The sequence below is a fragment of the Variovorax sp. dw_308 genome (assembly GCF_019207085.1).
GTDB lineage: Bacteria > Pseudomonadota > Gammaproteobacteria > Burkholderiales > Burkholderiaceae_C > Variovorax.
In genome coordinates, this window is the sequence record NZ_JAATOM010000004.1 from 277,054 (window position 1) to 297,986 (window position 20,933).

A 20,933-nucleotide genomic window follows, 5' to 3' on the forward strand; every position below is an offset into this window, starting at 1 on the left:
GTTGAAACCCTGCGCCCTGGAACGAGGCGCCGTGGCAGACTCCGCGAGGACCTGCCCCGGCGCTTCGTCATTTGCATGAACATCATCTTTCGTTGCGACCCTTCGCTCTTCGACCTGCTGCCGCGGCCCGTGCCTGCCCGGGCCATGCTCCCGGACTGGTTGCGCGCAATGGCGCCGCGCGTGCCTTCGACCGTGCACCAGCGCAACATCCGCACGGTCAAGCAATGTCCGCCCTTTGTCGACGCGATGACGCACGGCTTCATGGTGCTCCTGCCCTGCGACGTGACGGTCAAGGCGGGCCAGTTCAGCTGGGATTGGCCGCTGCCCGCCCTGGCGATGCCGGGGCATCCTCGTGCGCCGCTGAGCTTTCATGTGCCGGAGCAGATCGCGGGCTCGCCGCTGGCGCATGGCCGCCAGTCGGCCATCAAGTTCAACAGCTTCTGGACGATCGAACTGGAGGCCGGCTGGTCGCTGATGGCGGTGCACCCGGTCCATCGCGACGACCTGCCGTTCAGGCTCGTGACCGGCCTCGTCGATGCGGATCGCTTCCATGACGTCGGCATCAACTTCCCGGCGGTCTGGGTCGATCCGTCGTTTGAAGGCATCCTGCCGCGCGGCACGCCGGTGGCGCAGTGCTATCCGGTCGTGCGCGAGCCGCTGTCGTTGACCTGCGCGCCGATGTCGCCTGCCGAGGTGAAGGATTACGAAGCGGTCGCCACGAAGATCATGGCGGGGCCGGGTGTCTATCGCAAGGGCTACCGCAGGCGCGGCATCGGTTGATTCAGCGTGGGGTTGCGCCCAGGGTGGCGCGCAGCTCGTCCAGGTTCAGCCACAGGCGACCGCTGCGCGGCGTCGACAGCGCGTGCGCGATGCGGCCGAAGGTGTCGTCGCGCAGTCGATAGGCCCGGCCGTAGGCTTGCAAGGCGCCGTCCATGTCGCCGGTTTCCTGCAGCACGATGCCCAGGTTCACCTCTGCCTCGACATAGCGCGGCATCAGTCGCAAGGCCTCGCGCAATGCCCTGGCCGCGCCTTGAAGGTCGCCGGCGTCGTGGTGCTGGAGCGCGAGTTCGAACCACACCGTGGCGACGAGTTGCCGACGCTCCGGGCGCTCGGGCTGCAGTCCGTGCGCGCGCTCGAAGTAGCGCAAGGCCACTGCCGGCTGCGCGGACGCACGTGCAATCTCGCCGGCAAGCACCAGCGTTTGCTCGTGCTGTGGCCGCAGTGCGAGGCTGTGTTCGATCTGATCCCTTGCTGCCACCGCATCGCCCTGTTGCAAGAGCAGCCAGGCCGACAGTTGGTGGGCAGCGGGATGCGGTGGATGCGCTGCCAGCGCGATCTCGCAGAGGGCTTTGGCCTGTGCCCGCTCGCCGGCATTGACCTGCTGGATGGCAAGCGCGAGCAATTCCTCGACGGATGGCACGGTGGTCCTTGCCGTCGCGTCGATGGCGGCTTGAAGGTTGATGCGTGCCTGTGCCTCGCGTTCGGCCCGGATCGCTTGCGTCAGATACAGCGGCTCGCGCGCAAGGAAACCCGAAAGAATGGCATGCCGGCGCGGCTCGAATAGCACCGGCGGGACGTGCGCATATTCGACGCGGATCTGGCGTTCGTATTCGGCGAAACGAGCCGCCGGCGCGCCGAGGATGGCCAGGTCGATGTCCACCAGCAGGCGGGCGTCCTTGCCCTCGGGCACGGCGCTGTGGCGCGTTGCCATGACCAGCGCATGCACCCGTAGGGCCGCGTCTTGCGACAAGCCTGCCGAGGCCAGCGCGTCGCGTGCCCAGTGGGCGCTCTTCTGCTCGTTGTCATGGCTGCGCACGTCGTAGATCGCGTCATGGAACCACAGCGCGAGCGCCACCTCGCCGGAGCGTTCGGCTTCGGCCTGGTGAAGGCCAAGCAGCGACAGGCATTCGGCAAGGTGCTGCAGCGTGTGATACCCGCGATGCGCCTCGCGATAGCGTGCGACCAGCGCGGAAAACAGCTCGTCGGTGTGCGGCGTGGCAGGGACGCCGACCTCGGCCAGCGCATCGATCCACAGTCCGTGCAAGGTGCCTTCATCCATGGCCTGGTCTCCTTCCGTCGGCAAGGTGCGGCGCGGCAAGCGCCTCCGCCAGGTGATCGATCAGGACCCGGCACTTCGGCACCATGAAGCGATTCGGCGGATAGAGCACGCAGGCCCGTCCCTGGTAGGTCGACTGGAAGGCCCACTCGGGCAGCACGCGCACGACAGTACCTTCGTCCAGCGCCTGCCGCGCCATGAAGTCCGGCAGGCAGCCGATGCCCAGGCCCGCCAGCACGCCTTCGAGGCGAATCTCGCTGTGGTTGGCGACGTAGCGCCCGTGGACGACGACCTCCGCGTCTTCGTCGCCCCTGCGGAAGCGCCAATGGTTGTCGCGCTCGTGTTCGCCGAGCGACAGGCAGCTGTGCGAGACCAGGTCGTGCGGATGCCCGATCGCCTCGCCGCGCGCGAGGTAGGCGGGCGTGGCGCAGAGGAGGGTCTGCACATCCATCAACGGCCGGGCGGCCAGGCCTTGCGGCGGATCCTGCGTCAGCCGCACCACCAGGTCCACGCCTTCGCGGACCGGATCGACATCGCGGTCGGAGACGATGAGCTGCACGTCCACATCGGGATGGCGATGGAGAAAGCTCAGCAGGTGCGGGTGCAGCACATGCCGGGCAAAGGCCTTGGGCGCGCTGATGCGCACCAGGCCGCGCGGCGCACTGGCGTACTGCTGCGCCATGGCCATCGTGTCCTGCGCCGCCTTGACCAGCTCGCTGCAGCGTACGAAGGCTTCGATGCCCGGTTCGGTGAGACGCAGCTGGCGCGTCGTGCGCACGATCAACTGCACCTGCAGCACCTTCTCCAGTCGCGCGACCTGGCGGCTCACGGCGGACGGCGTCAGTCCCAGCATGCCGGCCGCCGCGGAAAAGCTCCCCACTTCGGCCACCCGCACGAAGGTCACCATCTCCGGCAGCACTTTCAAGAAGTCATTCGTTCCCATGGCGCACAAGTCTTGTTCGGACGCACAGTCTATTCAGCGGATGACCTGCCCGGAAGAATCGATCTCCAATTCTGAAAGGCATCGAATGGGTTTCGCGAAGTCGCCGTGGCGCGGCATCGGCAGCGGGGAGCTCATGCTCCTGATGGTCGCCGCAGTGTGGGGGAGCAGCTATGCGGTGGCCAAGCAGGCCACGCAACAGTTGCCGGTGCTGGAGTTTCTCGCGTTGCGGTTCGGCCTGACCTTCATCGTGTTGCTGCCCGCATTGAAGACTTTGTTCACTGCCCAGGGGCGCAGCGGCCTGGCCGTCGGCGGGATGCTCGGCGCGAACCTCCTGGCCGTCTTCCTGTGCGAGACCTTCGGCGTGTCGCTGACCACGGCAAGCAACGCGACTTTCCTCATCAGCCTTTGCGTGGCCCTCACGCCGCTGGTCGAATGGTGGCTGCTGGGCGAGCGACCGCAACAGCGGGTGTTCGGCGCGGCCGCGATGTCCGCGGCCGGCGCCGCAATGTTGTCGTTGACGTCGCCCGCCGACCTGTCTCTCGGCTGGGGCGACGGGCTCATGCTGCTCGCCGCGTTCCTGCGCGCCGTGATGGTCTGCCTCACGAGGCGGCTGGCCGGCCGGCATGCCGTGCCCGCGCTCACGTTGACGGCCGTGCAATCTGGAGTGATCGCCATCGGCGCATTCGTGCTTGCGCTCGCGCGGTCGAAGGGCGCGCTGGCCCCGTTGCCGAGCGGCGCCAGCTTTTGGTGGGCGATGGCGTACCTCGTCATGTTCTGCACCGTCTTCGCCTTCTTCGCGCAGAACCATGCGGCCGCCCGGACCAGCCCGAGCCGCGTTGCCCTGCTCATGGGCAGCGAGCCCGTCTTCGGCGCGCTGGTGGCTGTCCATTGGCTCGGGGAAGACATCCGGCCGCTGGGCTGGGTCGGCGGCTTGCTGATCGTGGTCGCGGCCTGGTGGGTTACGCTGCCGCAGCGCGGGCCGATGCAGGCCGCTACTGTTCCATCGCCGCCTTGACCTCGCGGCCGAGGTCGAGCACCGACATCGCGTAGTAGCTGCTCCAGTTGTAGCGCGTGATCACGTAGAAGTTCTGCGTCCCGGCCACATAGCTCGGCGCATCGGCGCCGTTCTGCAATTCGATCAGCGCGAGCAGGCCCTTGTAGCTGGCGGCGTCCCCGTCGAGCACCGCGCCCGCCGCGACAAAGCTGTCCGCGCCGAAGGTCGGCACGATGTCCGGTGCGAGCAGGGTCGCCTTCTGCAGCCGTGCCTCATCGAAGCGCACCGGGAAGGTCGACGGCATGCCGCGTTTCCAGCCGAAGGCCTTGAAGTAGTTGGCCACCGAGCCGATCACGTCGACCGTGTTGTTGACCAGGTCGATCCTGCCGTCGCCGTCGTAGTCCACCGCGTATTTGGCAAGACTGCTCGGCATGAACTGCGGCATGCCCATGGCGCCTGCGTAGCTGCCGAGCGGGCGCATCGGGTCTTCGTGGGTGCGGCTCTCCGTGCTCAGGAAGCTTTCGAGTTCATCGCGAAAGAAGGCCTGGCGCTCGGTGGCGCGCGGATGGGCCTGCGGGAAGTCGAAGGCCAGCGTCGACAGCGCATCGATCACGCGGAAGCTGCCCATGTTGCGGCCGTAGATCGTTTCCACGCCGATGATGCCGACGACGATCTCGGCCGGCACGCCGAAGTCCGCCTCGGCGCGCGCCAGCGTGTCGGCGTTGTTGCGCCAGAAGCGCACGCCCGCTGCGATCCGCACAGGGTCGATGAAGCGCGCGCGGTACGCGGCCCAGTTCTTCGGCGAGCCCTTGGGCGCCGGCAGCATCAGGCGCGGCACGTTCGTCAGCATGCGTGCGCCGCCGATGGTGGTGCGCACCCAGTCGGGGTCGAGCTTGCGGCGTGCGGCCACTTCGTCGGCGAACTGCATCGCGTCGTCGCGTGTTGCGTAGGTCGGGCCACCGCGCGCGGCGGTCGACTGCTTTTCAGCGACGGCGGTCTTGGCGTTGGCCCTGGCTTTGGCTTTGGGAGAGGCGACCGCGGGGAGGGCGGCACAGGCCACGGTCAGGCAGACAGCGGTCGGCAGGGCAAGGGAGATCAGTCGTCGCATGAGGCAGGATTGTGAGGGCGCGGCGGCCCTCCTCAACGACCGCCGCCGTTAGTTTCGTCACGGCCATGCCAACTGGCGGAACTCGGCGCGCAGTCGCGACAACTCGGTGACGGGCGTCTTGGCGTAGCGCTGTGCTTCGAGTCGCAGCAACCAGTCGCGCACCGCCTGTCCGGCCGGTCCAAAACGCTCGCTCACGCGTGCGGCCATCTGGCGCGGCGGCGTGGCGTCGGGCAGGTCGAGTCCGGCTTTCCTCAAGCGCGCGCGGGCCTTGCCGAGCAGGCGCAACCACGGGTCGTGCTGGCTGCGTTCCCAAAGGGTCCATCCGGCGCCGGCGATGCTCACGATGACAAGCAGCCAGATCAGCACGGTGGCCAGGTCCTGCAGGCTGGGCGCGTCGAAGCCGATGTTCTTCAGCAATGCGAGTTGTCGGCTCTGGGTGTAGTTGAGCACCCACTGGTTCCAGCCGTTGTTCACGGCTTCCCATGCGGCGCGGATGTTCTGCACCAGCGTCGGGCTCATCGTGCCGATAGCACCCGCGAAGAACCCCGGCTGCTGCACCAGCCGGTTGAGCGAACCGATGCGGCCCGGCGACACCGCCCCCGTGGGGTCGACGCGCACCCAGCCCGTGCCTTCCTGCCAGACCTCGGCCCAGGCATGGGCGTCGCTCTGGCGAATCACCCAGTAGTTGTCGACCTGGTTGGCTTCGCCGCCCTGGTAGCCGGTGACGATGCGCGCGGGAACGCCCAGCGCCCGCATCAGCACCACGAACGACGACGCGATGTGTTCGCAGAAGCCTTCCTTGCGGTCGAACCAGAATTCGTCGGCCGTGTTGTCCCCGAAGATGCCGGGGTCCAGGGTGTAGGTGTAGCCGCCGGTGCGCAGGCGCTGCAGCGCGGCCTCGACGAAGGCGCGCGTGTCGGCGCCGGGTATCTCGCTGCGCATCGTTGCGGCCAGCGCAACGGTGCGCGGATTGGAGCCGGGCGGCAGGCCGAGGTAGGTCTGCAAGCCAGACGATCGCCGCAGCGGCCCGCTCCGGTACTGCGTATAGCTCTCGGCGCGATAGCGCAACAGGTCGTTGACCGGCCTGTTCAGCAACCATTGCAGGTCCGGCATGCTGAAGGCCTCGTAGCCGGGCACATCCGGCTTGGCTTGCACGGCATCGAGCGTCAGCAGCCAAGGCTTGTTGCTGACTTCCAGCGTCACCTCGTAGCGCACAGGCGTGCCTTCCACGCGCAGGTTGGCAGGCACCGAGCCTCGTGCCCAGGGTTCCAGCACGCTCCACTCGCGGCCGTCGAAGCGGCCGAGCACCGGCCCACGGAAATACATGTCCCGCTGCGCCGGTGGCGGGCCTTCGAACCGGATCCGCGCCGCGATGGAATCATCGAGCGCCAGCTGCGCGATGGTGCCCACGCGCATCGAAGCCGAGAGCCCGCTGCGTCCCGCCATCGCATCGCCCGGCGTGCCCCACAGCGGTGCAAATCGGGGGAACAACATGAAAAGCGCGAGCATGATTGGTGCACCGAGCAGCGCCATCCAACCTGCGGTGCGGGCTGCCTGGAGCAGCGGCGGCCGACCGACCGGCATGTGGGCATTGACCAGCGCGGTCAGCAGGCCGAGCAAGGCGAGCAGCATCGCGAGCGCCGTCAGCAATGATTGCGAATAGAAAAAGTTGGTGAGCATCGCGAAGAAGCCCAGGAAGAAGACGACGAAGGCATCGCGTCTCGCGCGCAGTTCCAGGGTCTTGAGGGCCAGCAGGATCACCACCATCGTCACACCGGCGTCGCGCCCCAAAAGCGTGCGGTGCGTCGCGAAGGTCGCCGCCAGCGTCACGGCCAGCAGCGTGCCGATCCACCAACGATTGGGCAACGGCGTGGCCTGCACGGCAAGGCTTGCACGCCAGACCAGCACCACGGCCGTCAGCCCGCTGCACCAGAGCGGCAGGTTGCCGACTTGCGGCAGCACGATCAGCGCGATCACCGCCAGCAGGAACAGCGTGTCGCGTGCATCGCGGGGCAGGGCCCGCAGTTGTTGGAGTGGCTTCAGCATGTGGCCAGCACCTCCAGGCAACGCCGTCGATGCGCCTCGCCCTGCGCGGGCTTCACGCTGAGCGAACCGACACGCAGGCCGTAGTCGAGGCCGAGCCGGTCCGCCATCAGCACCCAGGCGCACAGCCGCGACATGCGCGCCTCGGTGTCCGGCAGCGCGGCGGCTTGCACGTCGAGCCACAGTTCCTGCCGCTGCGCCTGCTGCGTGTCGCGGCTCACCAGTTCGTTGGAGCCTGCGGCCTGTGCGCGCGCAGCCTTCTTCCAGACCACCAGCTTCAACGGATCGCCGCGCCTGTAGGCTCGCACCCCGTCGTATTCGCCGGCCAACTGCGCCACCACGACGGCCGACGCCGCCTGGCCCGCAATCGGCTCGCCCGGCGGCAGCGGTGGCGGATGCAACTCTGGCGCCGGGTACACCAGCACCTTCGCGGCGGGACGCCAGACGGTCCACACGCGAAAGGTGCCGAGCGGAAAGCGCGTCTCCGCAGTGAGCGGCGGTACCGCGTGCAGTCCCCGCGTCGTCGGCTTGAAAGCCACTTCGACCGTCTCGCTGCCTTGCGACGGTACATCGGCCCAGGCCCATTGCCCGCTGCCGCGAACGCTGAGCCCGATGCCGTAGCGCACGCCGCGCCGCGCGTTGTGCAGCACCACGCGAAACACCGCCGCAGCGCCCGCGTACTGGGGATCCGGCGCGATCAGGTGCATCGCCAGGCCGCGCAGGGTGGCATGGCAGACATGCATGCCCACAGCCACGCTGCCGGCCAGCAAGAAGGTCAGCAGGTAGCCCAGGTTGAGCTGGTAGTTGATTGAGCCGATCAGCAGCACCAGCAAGGTGGCGGCCAGCATCCAGCCCGCGCGCGACGGCACGATGTAGACGTTGCGCTGCGTGAGTTCGACCGTGTCCGACGGCGGCCGGCGCGAGAGGAACCAGCCGTCGATGCGACGTCGCAGGGCCGCTGCGGGATTCATCGTCGCCCGATCAGGGAATCGGCACAGCCGCGATCATCGCGCGCACCTGCTCGACCGCGCCTCGGCCCGCATCGCCCACCGGTGTCATGCGGTGCGCCACGGTCTGCGGCAGCACGGCCTGCACGTCATCGGGCGCCACATAGTCGCGGTTGGCCAGCAGCGCCTGCGCCTTCGCGGCGCGCAACACGGCAATGCCGGCGCGCGGCGAAAGCCCCTGCAGGAACCAGCGCCCATTGCGCGTGGCGGCGACCAGGTCCTGCACGTAGTTGAGCAGCGGATCGGCCGCATGCACCTGCTGCACGCGCTGTTGCAGCGCGGTCAGTTCCTCGGCGCTCAACAGGGCGGGCAGCGTGGCCAGCAATTCGCGCCGGTCGGCACCGGCCAGCAGTTCGCGTTCGGCCGCGCGATCGGGATAGCCAAGCGAGATGCGCATCAGGAAGCGGTCGAGTTGCGACTCGGGCAACGCGAAGGTGCCCAGCTGGTCGTGCGGGTTCTGCGTGGCGATCACGAAGAAGGGCGTGGGCAACGGGCGCGTCTCGCCTTCGATGGTCACCTGCTTTTCTTCCATGGCCTCCAGCAGCGCGCTCTGGGTCTTGGGGCTGGCCCGGTTGATTTCATCGGCCAGCAGCACCTGCGCGAAGATCGGGCCGGGGTGGAACACGAAAGCCTGTTGACCGCGGTCGTAGATGGCCACGCCGGAGAGATCGCCGGGCATCAGGTCGGCGGTGAATTGCACCCGCGAAAACTGCAGCCCGAAAGTGTGCGAGAGCGCATGCGCCAGCGTGGTCTTGCCGACCCCGGGCACGTCCTCGATCAGCAGGTGTCCGCCGGCCAGAAGACAGGCCACGCAATCGCGTACCTGCGCCTCTTTGCCAACGATCACCGTGTTAAGCTGCCCGAGCAAACTGGCGAGCTTCGCTGCGACGTCCATTTTTGTATCCATATGCAAACCATACCGTAAGGCTGGCAGCCCCAGGCTGCATAAGGTCGACGAGAGACATGGCCAAGACCGGTTACCTGATACATCGCGATTTCTGGAAGCACGAAATGGGCGCGGGTCACCCGGAATGCCCAGCGCGCCTCGATGCCATAGAGGACCGCCTGTTGTCCTCCGGCGTCGGCGACGCGCTCCAGCGCATCGATGTTCCCATTGCCACGCTGCAGCAGATCACGCTGGCGCACAGTGTCGAGCATCTTGAACACCTCGAGGAACTGAGCCAGCGGCTCGTGGCCGACGCACCGGCCGCCGGGCCCGACCATGCGCAGATCGATCCCGACACCTCGCTCATGAAGTTCACCTTGCTTGCCGCGCGCCGGGCAGCGGGTGCGGCCGTTGCTGCGGTCGATGCGGTGATGCGCGGCGAGGTCGAGAACGCCTTCTGCGCGGTGCGCCCTCCCGGCCATCACGCCTGTCGCGACCAGGCCATGGGCTTCTGTTTCTTCAACAATGTTGCCATCGCGGCCCGCCATGCGCTGGAGGCATACGGCCTGGAGCGCGTGGCCATCGTCGATTTCGATGTGCACCACGGCAACGGCACCGAAGACATCCTCTCCAACGACCCGCGCGTGTTGATGGTGAGCTTCTTCCAGCACCCGTTCTACCCGTTCAGCGGCGCCGACCATCCGGCGTCGAACATGCTGAACATCCCGGTGCCGGCCTACACCAAGGGCATGGACATTCGAGAAGTGGTCGAGATGCTGTGGATACCGCGCCTGGAGTCGTTCAGGCCGCAGATGATCTTCTTCAGCGCGGGCTTCGACGCGCACTACGAGGACGACCTTGGCCAGTTGCGCCTTAACGAGAACGACTACGCCTGGATCACCAGCCGCGTGCGCGCCGTGGCGCGCCAGCATGCAGACGGCCGCATCGTTTCCCTGCTGGAGGGCGGCTACAACCTCGATGCACTGGCGCGCAGCGTGGAAGCGCATGTGCGGACGCTCGCTGATCTCTAGCCTGTGAACAGGCCTGGTTTCCAGTAGATGTCCGGCGACCTCAGTCAGTTGCTGAGCGAAGTCCACCTTCGCACGGTCTCGGTAGAACTCGCGGCCTTGGCCGCTTGCCTGGCGCTGGCCTGGGCCATTTGCCGCTGGTTTGGTCGCGACCAGCCCAAGAATTCGATCTGGTTTGGCCGTCACACCGTCGACGGCCTGATGTTCCCGCTGCTCGCGCTGCTGTTCTCCGACCTGGCACGTCGCGCCGCGATCGGCTTTCAGCCTGTGCTGCTGCGAATTGCCGTGCCGGTGCTGCTGTCGCTGGTAGCCATCCGCCTGTTTGCGCGCGTGCTCAAGACGGTGTTTCCGCAGTCCACGCTGGTCAGCCTGATCGAGCGCACCATCTCCTGGCTTGCCTGGGTCGGGGCGGCGCTGTGGATCGTCGGGCTGTTGCCGCCGGTGCTGGCTGAACTCGACCAGATCACCTTGTCCTTCGGCAAGTCTCACGTGAGCGTGCGAACCATCTTCGAGGGCGTCTTGTCTGCATCCGTGGTGCTCGTCATCTCGTTGTGGATCGCGGCCACCATCGAGAAGCGGATCCTGCAGGAAGCCGTCACCGACCTGTCGATGCGCAAGGTCGCCTCGAACGCGATTCGCGCGTTCCTGCTGCTGATCGGCCTGCTGATTGCGCTGTCGGCCGTGGGCGTGGACTTGACGGCGCTGTCGGTGCTGGGAGGCGCGTTGGGCGTGGGTCTCGGCCTCGGACTGCAGAAGCTGGCCGCCAACTATGTGAGCGGATTCGTGATCCTGCTGGAGCGCTCGATCCGTATCGGCGACAACGTCAAGGTCGACAACTTCGAAGGCCGCATCACCGACATCAAGACCCGCTATACGCTGGTGCGCGCGGGCAATGGCCGCGAAGCGATCGTGCCGAACGAAACGCTCATTACCAGCCGCGTCGAGAACCTCTCGCAGGCGGATCGCCGCTTCAATCTCACGACCACCGTCGTCGTGGGTCATGCGAGCGATGTGTCGCAGGTGCAGGCGATCATGACGGGTGCTGCCGCGGCGCAGGCGCGCGTGCTCGGCGACCCGGCGCCCGTGGCCTTCCTCATGAACTTCACGCCGGACGGACTGGAGTTCACGCTGAACTTCTGGATCGCCGATCCGGACAAGGGCAAGGACAACCTGCGCTCGGCGATCAACATCGCGATCCTCGATGGCCTGCGCAATGCAGGCATCGAGATCGCGCAACGGCAGCGTGTACTGCGCGTCGAGAACTTGCCAAATAACGCTTCCCCAACGGGAGACACTCGCCTATAATCACTAAAAAGCACGATCGTTCTTTTTTCAAGATTGTTGAGGGCCAGCCGCCTAGAATGCGCGGTTGCTCCGTAAATCCCCGGTTTCGCAAAATCCCCCTGGAGGTCAGTCCAATGAAGGTTCTCGTAGCGGTCAAGCGGGTCGTTGACTACAACGTCAAGGTCCGCGTCAAGTCCGATGGTTCCGGCGTCGATATCGCCAACGTCAAGATGAGCATGAACCCCTTCGACGAAATCGCCGTCGAAGAGGCTGTGCGCTTGAAGGAAAAGGGCGTCGTGACCGAAGTCATCGCCGTCTCCTGCGGCGACGCCAAGTGCCAGGAAACCCTGCGCACCGCCATGGCCATCGGTGCCGATCGCGGCATCCTCGTTGAAACCACTGAAGAACTGCAGCCCCTCGCCGTGGCCAAGCTGCTGAAGGCGCTGGTCGACAAGGAACAACCTTCGATGGTCATCCTCGGCAAGCAAGCCATCGACGACGATGCCAACCAGACCGGCCAGATGCTGGCCGCACTGGCAGACCTGCCGCAAGCCACCTTCGCATCGAAGGTCGAACTGGCCGGCGACAAGCTCAACGTGACGCGTGAAGTCGACGGCGGTCTCGAAACCATTTCGGTAAGCCTGCCTGCAGTCATCACGACCGACCTGCGCCTGAACGAGCCGCGTTACGTGACGCTGCCCAACATCATGAAGGCTAAGAAGAAGCAGCTCGACACCTTCAAGCCCGAGGACCTCGGCGTCGATGTCAAGCCGCGCCTGAAGACGCTCAAGGTCAGCGAGCCGCCCAAGCGCGGTGCCGGCATCAAGGTGCCCGATGTCGCCACGCTGGTAGACAAGCTCAAGAACGAAGCCAAAGTCATCTGAAGAGAGACATAAGAACATGACCGCACTCGTCATTGCCGAACACGACCACGCCACCGTCAAGCCGGCGACCCTCAACACCGTGACCGCCGCGCTTGCATGCGGTGGCGACGTCCACGTGCTGGTGGCTGGCGCCAATGCCGCCGAAGCCGGGGCAGCCGCCGCGGAGATCGCAGGCGTGGCCAAGGTCATCGTGGCCGACAGCCCGTCGCTCGCAGAAAACCTCGCAGAGAACGTCGCTGCGCAAGTGCTGGCGATTGCCGGCAACTACAGTCACATCCTGTTCCCCTCGACCGCCAACGGCAAGAACGTCGCCCCGCGCGTGGCCGCCAAGCTCGACGTGGCGCAGATCAGCGACATCACCAAGGTCGTGAGCGCCGACACCTTCGAGCGCCCGATCTACGCGGGCAACGCGATCGCCACCGTGCAGAGCAGCGATGCGACCAAGGTCATCACCGTGCGCACCACGGGCTTTGATGCCGCGGCCGCCACCGGTGGCAGCGCCACGGTCGAGAACGCCGAAGGCGTGGCTGACAGCGGCAAGTCGAGCTTCGTCGGCCGTGAAGTCACGAAGAGCGAACGCCCCGAGCTGACCGCCGCCAAGATCATCGTCTCCGGTGGCCGTGCGCTGGGCAGCGCCGAGAAGTTCCAGGAAGTCATGGCGCCGCTGGCCGACAAGCTCAACGCCGGCCTGGGCGCCAGCCGCGCTGCCGTCGACGCGGGCTACGCCCCGAACGACTGGCAAGTGGGCCAGACCGGCAAGATCGTCGCGCCGCAGTTGTACATCGCCGCCGGCATCTCGGGCGCGATCCAGCATCTGGCCGGCATGAAGGATTCCAAGGTGATCGTCGCGATCAACAAGGATGAAGAGGCACCGATCTTCTCGGTGGCCGACTACGGCCTGGTGGCCGACCTGTTCACGGCCGTGCCGGAACTGGTGAAGGCGCTCTGAGCCGCCACCGCTGAATGACCGCCCAGGGCATCGTTCGCGATGCCCTTTTCACATCTTTCGCATGGAGACAAGAACATGAGCTACATCGCACCCCTCAAGGACATGCTGTTCGACATCGAGCACCTGGCCGATATCGCCGAGGTCGCCAAGCTACCGGGCTTTGAAGACGCAGGCCTCGAAACCGCGCAAGCCGTGCTCGAAGAGTGCGCGCGCTTCAACCAGGACGTGATCGCGCCATTGAACGTCGAGGGCGACCGCGCCCCGTCGACGTTCAAGGATGGCAAGGTCACGACCACTGCCGGCTTCAAGGAGGCCTACGCGCAATACGCCGCGGGCGGTTGGCAAGGCATCCAGCACCCCACCGACTTCGGCGGCCAGGGCCTGCCCAAGACCATCGGCGCGGCCTGCACCGAGATGATCAATTCGGCCAACATCAGCTTTGCGCTGTGCCCGCTGCTGAGTGATGGCGCCACGGAAGCGCTGCTGATGGCCGGCTCCGACGAACTCAAGGCCACCTACCTCGAAAAACTCATCGCAGGCGAATGGACCGGCACGATGAACCTGACCGAACCGCAGGCCGGCAGCGATCTCGCGCTGGTGCGCAGCCGCGCCGAGCCCCAGCCCGACGGCACCTACAAGGTCTTCGGCACGAAGATCTTCATCACCTACGGCGAGCACGACATGGCCGAGAACATCGTCCACCTGGTGCTGGCGCGCGTGACCGGGGCGCCCGAAGGCGTCAAGGGCATCAGCCTGTTCATCGTGCCCAAGTTCATGGTGAACAAGGACGGCTCGCTGGGCGATCGCAACGACGTGCACTGCGTGAGCATCGAGCACAAGCTGGGCATCAAGGCGTCGCCGACGGCGGTGCTGCAGTACGGTGACAACGGCGGCGCTGTGGGCTACCTCGTCGGCGAGGAAAACCGCGGCCTCGAGTACATGTTCATCATGATGAACGTGGCGCGCTATGGCGTCGGCGTCCAGGGCATCGCGGTGGCGGAGATGGCCTATCAGGCTGCAGTGGCCTATGCGAAGGAACGCGTGCAGAGCCGTCCGGTCGATGGTTCGATCAAGGCCAGCGCGGCGATCATCCATCACCCGGACGTCAAGCGCATGCTGATGACGATGCGTGCCTACGTCGAAGGCTGCCGCGCAATGGCCAGCGTCGCAGCGGCCGCCTACGATGCCGCGCACAAGCATCCGGACGCCGATGCACGCAAGCAGAACGAGGCGGTCTATGACTTCCTCGTGCCGCTGGTCAAGGGCTACAGCACCGAGATGAGCCTCGAAGTGGCTTCGCTGGGCGTTCAGGTGCACGGCGGCATGGGCTTCATCGAGGAAACCGGCGTGGCGCAATACATGCGCGATGCCAAGATCCTGACGATCTACGAAGGCACGACGGCGATCCAGGCCAACGACCTGGTGGGTCGCAAGACCATGCGCGACGGTGGCGCAACCGCGAAGGCGATGGCTGCGCAGATCGAGAAGACCGAGGCCGAACTGGCCAAGCGCAGCAGCGCCGCTTCGGCATCGATGCTGAAGCGCCTCAAGGCCGGCCGCGAGGCCTTGCTCGACGTGGTCGATTTCGTCGTGAGCCAGGCCAAGGGCTCGCCTAATGCCGTGTTCGCCGGCAGCGTGCCGTACCTGATGCTCGCCGGCAATGTGGTCGCCGGCTGGCAACTCGCGCGCTCGTTGATCATCGCGGAAGACCTCGCCTCGCAGAACAACGACGTCGCCTTCATGACGGCCAAGGTCGCGACCGCGCGCTTCTACGCGGAGCACATCCTCAACAAGGCGCCCGGCATCCGCGACAGCATCGTCGAGGGCGCAGAGAGCGTCACGGCGATGGCGCTCGAAGCCTACTGAGGCAGTCCGAAAGCGGGCAGCCGAACGCAGAGGTCGCAAAGATTGCGCAGAAGTCGCAGAAGGAAATTCCAGATGAGTTCCTTTGCGACCTCTGCGTAGTTTTTGTATTTCTTCTGCGTTCGGCTGTCCGATCCCGCATTCAACCCGCATCAAGAGACACCCTGACCATGTCGAAGCTCCCCGCCGTCCTCGCCAAGCTGCCGCTGCCGATCATCGGCTCGCCGCTGTTCATCATCAGCAATCCGAAATTGGTGATTGCCCAATGCAAGGCCGGGGTCGTCGGTTCGATGCCCGCGCTCAACGCACGCCCCGCAGCGCAACTCGAGGACTGGCTGGCCGAGATCACCGAGGAACTGGCCGCCTACAACAAGGCCAATCCCGACAAGCCCGCCGCGCCGTTTGCCATCAACCAGATCGTGCACAAGAGCAATGACCGGCTCGACCACGACATGGAGATGGTCGTGAAGTACAAGGTGCCGATCGTCATCACTTCGCTCGGTGCACGCGTCGATGTGAACGAGGCCGTGCACAGCTATGGCGGCGTGACGCTGCATGACGTGATCGACAACAAGTTCGCGCGCAAGGCCATCGAGAAGGGCGCCGACGGCATCATCGCCGTGGCGGCCGGTGCCGGCGGCCATGCGGGCGTGAAGAGCCCCTTCGCGCTGGTCCAGGAGATCCGCCAGTGGTTCGACGGCCCGATCGCGCTGTCGGGCTCCATCGCCACCGGGGACGCGGTGCTGGCCGCGCAAGCGATGGGCGCCGACTTCGCCTACATCGGGACTGCCTTCATCGCCACCGAGGAAGCGCGCGCCAGCGAAGAGTACAAGCAGGCCGTGGTGGCGGGCAGCTCGGACGACATCGTCTATTCGAACCTGTTCACCGGCGTGCACGGCAACTACCTGGCGCCATCGATCATCGCGGCCGGCATGGATCCGGCCAACCTGCCGGAGGGCGACCTGAAGACCATGAACTTCGGCGGTGGCGATGGCGCCAAGACCAAGGCCTGGAAGGACATCTGGGGCTCGGGCCAGGGCATCGGCGCCGTGACCGAAGTGTCGAGCGCCGCGTCCTTCATCGAGAAACTCAAGGCGGAATACTTCGCCGCCCGCAAGCGCCTCGCGCTCTGACGGAAAAGCGCGCAGTGGCCGCCTTGCCGCAGCAGTCCGCGGCCGGGCGGATGCCACTTCTGGATGCCACCAAGGGGGTGGCCTGCCTGCTGATCGTCGGGCACCACCTGGTTCGCTATGGGCCGCTGGCCGACGGTGCGGCGCCACTCGCGCCGTGGCTGTTCGAATGGCTCTCGGAGGATGGCCGGCTGGCGGTGCAGGTCTTCCTGGTGATCGCCGGCTTCCTGGCGGCGGCAAGCCTTGCGCCCGCGGGCCTGCTGCGAAGCGACCGGCCTGCCATGCGCGCCCTCTACCAGCGCTACGGGCGCCTGGTCATGCCTTATCTGGCGGCGCTCACATGCACGGTGCTGGTGGCGGCGGCGGTCAGGCCCTGGCTCCACGACGAAGCCGTACCGGGTGCACCGAGCCTGCCGCAACTGATCGCGCATGGGTTGCTGCTGCAGGACCTGCTGGGCTACGACGCCCTGTCGGCAGGCGTCTGGTATGTGGCCATCGACTTCCAGCTGTTCGCACTGGCCATCGTGGTGGTCGGGCTCGCAGGGCCGATGCAGCGGCATGGGCGCCTGTCGCCCGCCACTGCGCGGTGGGTGGGCGCGGTACTTGTCGGGGGCCTGGTCGTCGGCTCGCTGCTGGTGTTCAACCGACAAGCCTCGCTGGACATCACGGCCATCTATTTCTTCGGCGCCTACGGGCTGGGGATGCTCGGCTTCTGGCTCGGCCGGGCGACGCGCGGTATCGCCTGGAGCAGCGCGGTGGCCTTGCTGGGCACGGTGGGCCTGGTGGCCCTGGCCGTCGAATGGCGCAGCCGCATCGTGGTGGCCCTGGTGACGGCGCTCGCCATCGTGCTGGCGGACCGCCGTGGCTGGCTGGCTCCGAAACACTGGCCCACGATGGCGATGCCGCTCCTGCGATTGGGGCGGATCTCCTACTCGCTGTTCCTGATTCACTTTTCGGTGATCCTCGCGGTCAATGCGCTGGTCAGCCAGTGGGCGCCGCGCACGCCTTGGGGCGACGCGCTCGGACTGGCCGGGGCGGTGCTGTTGTCGCTGGGGGCCGCGACGGTGCTTCACGCCCAGGTCGAGCTGCGTCCGACGACGTGGCGCGCGCTGTTGTTCCTGTTCGGCGCCCTGGTGGTGTGCGGGATGCTCACAGCGCCGTGAGGTTTCCGTGAGATCTCCGTGAGGTCGCGCCCTGGGGCATCCAGGGCGATTCGCGCAACCGGGCGAACGGCCTGTTGCGCCCGCCGTCCGGAGGGCGCACGCTGCGGAGGTGTGAACAAACCCACAGACGGATGACACCGCCTCCATCGCAGCGTCCACACTTGCAATCGCTCCCGGCGCAAGGCCTAGGCAGCGTGGTGCAGGGCGTCGCGGCCTTGCTGTGGCTGCCGCAGGCCGCGCTGCTGGCCTGGGCGGTGGACGGCCTCGCGTCGGGCCGCGGCTTGGCGGCCGTGGGATGGCCGGCCGGGGGGATCCTGCTGCTGGGCCTGCTGCGCAGTGCTTGCGAAGCCTGGGGCGCGCGCCGTGTCTTCCTGCAGGCCCGCGCCCACCTGACGGCCTTGCGGGCGCATGCGGTGGCGGCACTGGCGGCGGGCTCGCCGTCGGATCGCACGCGGGTGCCTTCGGGCCTGGCGGCCAGTGTGCTGGCCGAGCAGGCCGAAGCGGTGGTGCCCTACCTGGTGCGGTATCAGCCGGCGCGTTGGCGCGTGATGGTGGTTCCGCTCGCCATCGCGGCCGTGGTGGCTTGCCTTTCATGGATCGCGGCGCTGGTGCTGCTGGTCGCGGCGCCGCTGATTCCGGTGTTCATGGTCATCGTCGGCATGCGGGCGCAGGCCGCGAGCAAGGCGCAGATGCTGGAGATGGGCAGCATGAATGCCTTCCTGCTGGACCGTCTGCGCGGCCTCGCCACCTTGCGTGCGCTGGACGCGGTGGACGCGACTGCGCGGCGCCTGGGGGATTCCGCGCAGTCCTTGCGACGGCGCACGATGGCCGTGTTGCGCATCGCGTTCCTGTCGTCCGCGGTGCTGGAACTGTTCTCCGCGCTCGGCGTTGCGATGGTGGCGGCGTATGTGGGATTCCATCTGCTTGGGACGCTGGCATTCGGCGCCTGGGGCAATCGCCTGAGCCTCGGCGAGGGCCTGTTCATCCTGCTGCTGGCGCCCGCGTTTTTCGAGCCATTGCGGGACATGGCCGCGGTCTGGCATGACCGTGCTGCCGGGGAGGCGGCCCTGAATGCGCTTGGGCAGATGGAGCGCCATGGGGTTGCGTTGCCGGGCGGGCGCCCCGCCAGCGTCGGCGCCGTGGCCGCGCAGCCGAACCCGCACCCGCACCCGCACACCGCCCCGTCTGTGATCGTGCGCGAGCTGCGCTTCGCGCACCCCGGGGAGTCGCCGCTTTTCGACGGCTTCGAGCTTCGTATCGCAGCTGGCGAGCATGTCGCGCTGCTGGGCGCGAGCGGGTCGGGCAAGACCGCGCTGTTGTCGCTGTTGGCGGGCTTGCTGCCAGCCGCGAGCGGCCACATAGAGATCGGCGGCGTGCCGATGTCCGATCGCAACGCCACGGCACTGCGTGAGCGCATGGGCTGGATGGGGCAGAAGCCGCATGTGTTCGCCGGCTCGGTGGCGGCCAACGTCGCCTTGGGCCGGGCCGGCATCGGCGCGCCAGAGGTGGCATCGGCAATGCGCCTGGCCCGGCTGGAGGCGGTCGCGCAGGCGCATCCGGGTGTGGCATTGGGCGAAGGTGGTGTGGGGCTTTCAGGTGGCGAGGCGGCAAGGCTCGCGCTGGCGCGCATGGCCGCCCACGCGGGCGCCGACCTCTTGCTGGCCGACGAACCCACTGCGCACCTCGACACCGAAACCGCCGCGCACGTGGCCGACGCGCTGTTGGCGCTGGCCCGCGGCAAGACCTTGATCGTTGCCACGCACGACCCGGTGCTGGCTGCGCGCATCGGTCGCGTGGTCGATCTGGATGCCGAGCCGATGGAGCATGCTGCCCGTCCGCCCGAAGGCGCTCGCAACCCTGCGCGCAGCGCCGAGGTTCTCCAATGACCCGCGCCTGGCGCGATCTCCGCCTCGTGCTGCGGCCCTTTCTCGCCGCGCAGCCACGGGCCCTGCTGTGGGGAGCGGTGATGGCCGTGCTCACGGTGTGGATGGGCATGGCCTTGCTGGGCTTCTCGGGCTGGTTCATCACCGCGGCTTCGCTGGCGGGTTTGAGCGCCGCCACGGCGTCGGTGTTCGACGTGTTCACGCCATCCGCCGGCATCCGCTTGCTGGCGCTGGGGCGCACGGCCTCGCGCTATGCAGAGCGGCTGGTCACGCACGATGCGACCTTCGGCGTGCTGGCCACGCTGCGTGTGCAGCTGTTCCGTGGCTGGGCGCGGGCCGGGGCCGCGCGGGCGCTGTTGGTGCAACCGTCACGACTGCTGTTTCGCCTCACTTCCGACATCGACGCACTGGAGTCGCTCTACCTGCGCCTGCTGGTGCCGGCGGCTGCGGCATGCGGTGCGGCGATGCTGGCAGGCGTCGCGGTCGGCTTCATGCACGTGGGCGTGGGCCTTGCGCTTGGACTTTGGCTCGTGGTGTGCGGGTGTGGCATGGCACTGGCCATCGCGAGTCGTGCGCGTCGTCCCGCGGTGCTGCGTGGACACGCGATCGAGGCCTTGCGTGCGCGTGCGGTGGATCTCGTGGCGGGCCAGACGGATCTCGTGATGTCAGGTCGCCTCGACGCCCAACGCCATGCGCTCGCCGCTGCGGATGCGCGCCTTGCCAAGGCCGACCTCGCGCTGAACCGGCTCGAGACCGCTGCCGCTTTCGGCCATGGCGCGGCCGGCACATTGAGCCTGGTCGGAACGCTGTTGGCGGTGGGCTGGCTGGTGGGCGAGGGCGCCATTGGCGCGCCTGCAGCGGCGCTGGCATTGCTCATCGCGATGACGGCGATCGAACCCTTTGCCGCATTGCGGCGCGGCGCGCTCGATGCCGGGCGCACCTGGCTTGCGGTGAAGCGCCTGGGCCCGCGGATGGCCGTCGCCGACGAGGAGGCGCCCGCGCCATCGATCGAATTTGCAAGCTCGCTTGCCTTGCGGCTTGACGATGTGTCCGCACGCTATGCCGACGGGCAGGATCAGGTGCTCGCCCACTTGTCCCTCGCCATCGCCGCAGGCGAACGCGTGGCGCTGGTCGGCCCCAGCGGTGCAGGCAAGTCGACGGTGCTGGCGCTCGCCACGGGCGAGATGACGGCTTTCTCCGGCACGGTCGCACGGCAACCTGCGTGTCTGCTGACCCAGCGCACCGAACTGTTCCACGACAGCCTGCGCGACAACCTGCGGCTGGCAGACCCTTGCGCCGGCGATGCGCAGCTGTGGTCCGCGCTCGATGCGGCGGGTCTCGGTGACGAGGCAAGGGCCCTGTCCGCGGGGCTCGATACCACATTGGGCGAGGGTGGTCTAGGCCTGTCTGGCGGGCAGTCCAGACGACTTGCGCTCGCGCGGCTCTTCTTGCGTAATACGCCCCTGTGGGTTCTCGATGAACCCAGCGAGGCGCTGGACACTGCGACTGCACGCGACGTGTTGAACAGGTTGTCCGGCCATGTCGCAGGCAAGAGCCTGTTGATCGCCACCCATCTGCGTCGAGAGGCAGAGCTGGCGGATCGGCTGGTCTGCCTGAGGGAGGGTTGCGTCGTTGCCGACCTGATGCGCGGCACGGACGCCTTTGACGCCGCGCTTCACGCGTTGCGCCCCGACTGATCGACGAATGGCAAA

The 20,933-nt window shown here is 67.2% G+C and carries 17 protein-coding genes; 11 read left to right on the forward strand and 6 right to left on the reverse strand.

Annotated features, from left to right (window positions below; translation table 11 throughout):
• The first annotated feature begins 75 nt into the window (after nt 1-75).
• Nucleotides 76-780, forward strand: a complete 705-nt coding sequence (locus HCU76_RS10635; RefSeq protein WP_218509203.1) for a hypothetical protein — start codon at nt 76-78, stop codon at nt 778-780.
• Nucleotide 781: 1 nt separating this feature from the next.
• Here the strand turns inward: HCU76_RS10635 and HCU76_RS10640 are convergent, their stop codons facing one another.
• Both HCU76_RS10640 and HCU76_RS10645 read right to left on the reverse strand, forming a co-directional pair.
• Nucleotides 782-2,059 carry a tetratricopeptide repeat protein gene (locus HCU76_RS10640; RefSeq protein WP_218509204.1) on the reverse strand — a complete coding sequence of 426 codons (1,278 nt, stop codon included), beginning with the start codon at nt 2,057-2,059 and terminating at the stop codon, nt 782-784.
• On the reverse strand, nt 2,052-2,999 hold the full coding sequence (locus tag HCU76_RS10645; RefSeq protein WP_218509205.1) for a LysR family transcriptional regulator: 948 nt from the start codon (nt 2,997-2,999) through the stop codon (nt 2,052-2,054). The genes HCU76_RS10640 and HCU76_RS10645 overlap by 8 nt, the downstream gene beginning before the upstream one ends.
• Before the next feature lie 85 nt (nt 3,000-3,084).
• Between HCU76_RS10645 and HCU76_RS10650 the strand changes: the two genes are divergently transcribed.
• Nucleotides 3,085-4,014: a DMT family transporter gene (locus HCU76_RS10650; RefSeq protein WP_218509206.1), complete on the forward strand. Its 930-nt coding sequence runs from the start codon at nt 3,085-3,087 to the stop codon at nt 4,012-4,014.
• On the opposite strand, the gene mltB is transcribed toward HCU76_RS10650, so the two are convergent.
• Genes mltB through HCU76_RS10670 form a run of 4 tightly spaced genes read right to left on the reverse strand, consistent with a single transcriptional unit; the run spans nt 3,992 to nt 9,046 of the window.
• A complete protein-coding gene (mltB, locus tag HCU76_RS10655; RefSeq protein ID WP_218509207.1) occupies nt 3,992-5,101 on the reverse strand; it encodes a lytic murein transglycosylase B in 1,110 nt (369 codons plus the stop codon). The two genes, HCU76_RS10650 and mltB, sit on opposite strands and share 23 nt — an antisense overlap.
• A gap of 57 nt (nt 5,102-5,158) precedes the next feature.
• Nucleotides 5,159-7,147: a DUF3488 and transglutaminase-like domain-containing protein gene (locus tag HCU76_RS10660; RefSeq protein WP_218509208.1), complete on the reverse strand. Its 1,989-nt coding sequence runs from the start codon at nt 7,145-7,147 to the stop codon at nt 5,159-5,161.
• Entirely contained in the window at nt 7,141-8,115 is a 975-nt protein-coding gene (locus tag HCU76_RS10665; RefSeq protein ID WP_213953562.1) for a DUF58 domain-containing protein, read from the reverse strand. The genes HCU76_RS10660 and HCU76_RS10665 overlap by 7 nt, the downstream gene beginning before the upstream one ends.
• A 10-nt stretch (nt 8,116-8,125) precedes the next feature.
• Nucleotides 8,126-9,046, reverse strand: a complete 921-nt coding sequence (locus HCU76_RS10670; RefSeq protein ID WP_213953563.1) for a MoxR family ATPase — start codon at nt 9,044-9,046, stop codon at nt 8,126-8,128.
• Nucleotides 9,047-9,114: 68 nt separating this feature from the next.
• Between HCU76_RS10670 and HCU76_RS10675 the strand changes: the two genes are divergently transcribed.
• The 9 genes from HCU76_RS10675 (at nt 9,115) to HCU76_RS10715 (ending at nt 20,918) form a co-directional block, all read left to right on the forward strand.
• The gene (locus HCU76_RS10675) at nt 9,115-10,068 is read left to right on the forward strand and encodes a histone deacetylase family protein (protein WP_218509209.1); all 954 of its coding nucleotides are present in this window, start codon (nt 9,115-9,117) and stop codon (nt 10,066-10,068) included.
• Nucleotides 10,069-10,095: 27 nt separating this feature from the next.
• On the forward strand, nt 10,096-11,370 hold the full coding sequence (locus tag HCU76_RS10680; protein ID WP_218509210.1) for a mechanosensitive ion channel family protein: 1,275 nt from the start codon (nt 10,096-10,098) through the stop codon (nt 11,368-11,370).
• Between the two features lie 113 nt (nt 11,371-11,483).
• Nucleotides 11,484-12,233 (forward strand): electron transfer flavoprotein subunit beta/FixA family protein, encoded by a 750-nt coding sequence (locus HCU76_RS10685; RefSeq protein ID WP_218509211.1) that lies wholly within the window; start codon nt 11,484-11,486, stop codon nt 12,231-12,233.
• 16 nt (nt 12,234-12,249) lie between these two features.
• Nucleotides 12,250-13,182: an electron transfer flavoprotein subunit alpha/FixB family protein gene (locus HCU76_RS10690; RefSeq protein ID WP_218509212.1), complete on the forward strand. Its 933-nt coding sequence runs from the start codon at nt 12,250-12,252 to the stop codon at nt 13,180-13,182.
• Between the two features lie 75 nt (nt 13,183-13,257).
• Nucleotides 13,258-15,048, forward strand: coding sequence for an acyl-CoA dehydrogenase (locus HCU76_RS10695; protein WP_213953568.1), 1,791 nt, complete (start codon nt 13,258-13,260; stop codon nt 15,046-15,048).
• A 167-nt stretch (nt 15,049-15,215) separates the two neighbouring features.
• Nucleotides 15,216-16,178, forward strand: coding sequence for a nitronate monooxygenase family protein (locus HCU76_RS10700; protein WP_213953569.1), 963 nt, complete (start codon nt 15,216-15,218; stop codon nt 16,176-16,178).
• Nucleotides 16,179-16,228: 50 nt separating this feature from the next.
• Nucleotides 16,229-17,338 carry an acyltransferase gene (locus tag HCU76_RS10705; protein WP_213953882.1) on the forward strand — a complete coding sequence of 370 codons (1,110 nt, stop codon included), beginning with the start codon at nt 16,229-16,231 and terminating at the stop codon, nt 17,336-17,338.
• Between the two features lie 131 nt (nt 17,339-17,469).
• Nucleotides 17,470-19,224 (forward strand): thiol reductant ABC exporter subunit CydD, encoded by a 1,755-nt coding sequence (gene cydD, locus HCU76_RS10710; protein WP_218509213.1) that lies wholly within the window; start codon nt 17,470-17,472, stop codon nt 19,222-19,224.
• Nucleotides 19,221-20,918 carry an amino acid ABC transporter ATP-binding/permease protein gene (locus tag HCU76_RS10715; protein WP_218509214.1) on the forward strand — a complete coding sequence of 566 codons (1,698 nt, stop codon included), beginning with the start codon at nt 19,221-19,223 and terminating at the stop codon, nt 20,916-20,918. The genes cydD and HCU76_RS10715 overlap by 4 nt, the downstream gene beginning before the upstream one ends.
• The last annotated feature ends 15 nt before the right edge of the window (nt 20,919-20,933 follow it).